The organism is Pseudonocardia thermophila, from assembly GCF_900142365.1.
Lineage (GTDB): Bacteria > Actinomycetota > Actinomycetes > Mycobacteriales > Pseudonocardiaceae > Pseudonocardia > Pseudonocardia thermophila.
Map to the genome: position 1 here is coordinate 1 of NZ_FRAP01000044.1, position 1,690 is coordinate 1,690.

Annotated in this window: 1 protein-coding gene and 1 pseudogene; both read left to right on the top strand. The window is 70.1% G+C overall.

Going from position 1 to position 1,690, the window contains the following annotated elements:
* Nucleotides 1-197 precede the first annotated feature (197 nt).
* Nucleotides 198-974, top strand: a pseudogene (locus tag BUE41_RS32585) (DUF6444 domain-containing protein); the annotation flags it as partial.
* A 38-nt stretch (nt 975-1,012) separates the two neighbouring features.
* Entirely contained in the window at nt 1,013-1,582 is a 570-nt protein-coding gene (locus tag BUE41_RS32590; RefSeq protein ID WP_456107119.1) for an IS66 family transposase, read from the top strand.
* Nucleotides 1,583-1,690: the final 108 nt, after the last annotated feature.

Genomic DNA, 1,690 nt, shown 5'->3' on the forward strand with positions numbered 1-1,690 from the left:
CGTCGACGGGACGATCGTGACACCGTGCTCGGACAACACGGCGCAGATCGGCTCGACCCCGAATCGTTCCCGGTGGCCGTCGATGTATTCGCAGAGTAACTGGTCAGGTCGTTGATCAGGCCTGATCGCCTCTGTGAGATGATCAAGGTGTGTGGGCCGGGGATGAGCATCCGTCGTATGACGAGCTTGCCGCCCTGGTGGCGCATCAGACGGCGCTGATCGAGCAGTTGCGGGCCGAGGTCACCGCGTTGCGAGCGGAGAACGCGGAGTTGACGCGCCGGTTGGGGCAGAACTCGCGGAACTCCTCGAAGCCACCGTCGTCGGACTCGCCGTTCGCCAAGTCGGCGCCGCGCTCGTTGCGCCGCCGCAGCGGGCGGCAGCCGGGTGGGCAGCCCGGGCATCCGGGATCGACCCTGGCACTGGTCGCCGACCCGGACGAACGGGTGCGGCACGAGCCGGGCCCGTGCGCCGGGTGCGGCAGGGACCTGGCCGACGCGCCCGAGGTCGGGGTGGAGCGGCGGCAGGTGTTCGACCTGCCGCCGCTGACGGTGCGGGTGACCGAGCACCAGCTCATCGCCCGCCGCTGCGGGTGTGGGGTCACCATCTGCGGGGCCGCCCCTGCGGGGGTGAGCGCGCCGGTGCAGTACGGGCCGCGGGTCACCGCGATCATCCTCTATCTGTACGTGGGGCAGTTCCTGTCCAAAAAGCGCACCGCGGCCGCGTTGGCCGAGTTGTTTTCCACCCCGGTCTCCGATGCCACGGTGGCGGCGATGACCCGCCGCGCCGCCGCCGGGTTGGGCGAGTTCTGCGACGTCGTGGCCGAGCGCATCATCGCCGCCGAGGTGGCCGGTTTCGACGAGACCGGGCTGCGCGTGGCGGGCCGGCTGCACTGGGTGCACTGCGCCCGCACCGACAAGTACACACTGATCACCTGCCATGCCAAGCGCGGCCGTGAGGGCATCGACGACGCCGGTGTGCTGGGCCGCTTCCGCGGGACCGCGGTGCACGACGCCTGGGCGCCCTACGACACTACCTCGACGCCGAACACCAGCTGTGTTGCGCGCACGCGCTGCGGGAGTTGCAGGCCGTCGCCGACGCCGCCGGCCCGGATGCCGGCTGGTGCTGGGCCACCCAGGCCGCCGACGCGCTGGTGGCGATGCAACGGCTGGTGGCCGAGGCCGTTACCGCAGCCCGCGACGCCGTCGATGCCGGCGCCCTGGCCGAGCAGGTCCACCGCTACCGCTCGGCCGTCCAGATCGGGATCACCCAGACCGCCGCCCGCTCGGACGCGGTGATGCGCAAACACCACGCGCTGGCCCGCCGGCTGCGCGACCGGGAAGACGACTACCTGCGCTTCACCCGCGACTGGCGAATACCCCCGGACAACAACGGCTCCGAGCGCGACATCCGCATGATCAAACTCCGGCAGAAGATCTCCGGCTGCCTGCGCACCCTGGCCGGAGCCCGGCAGTTCTGCGCGATCCGGAGCTACCTGTCCACCGCCGCCAAACACGGCCTGCACTTCTTCGAGACCCTCGTCATGCTTGCCGAGGGTCGGCCATGGCTACCCGCAGTTCATTAACCTGACCAGTCACTTCGCAGATTACTTGAGTCGGCGGTCGAGCTCCGCCTGGGCGAAAAACGCGGAGGCGGTCTTCAGGATGTCATTCGCCCGCCGCAACTCGGCATT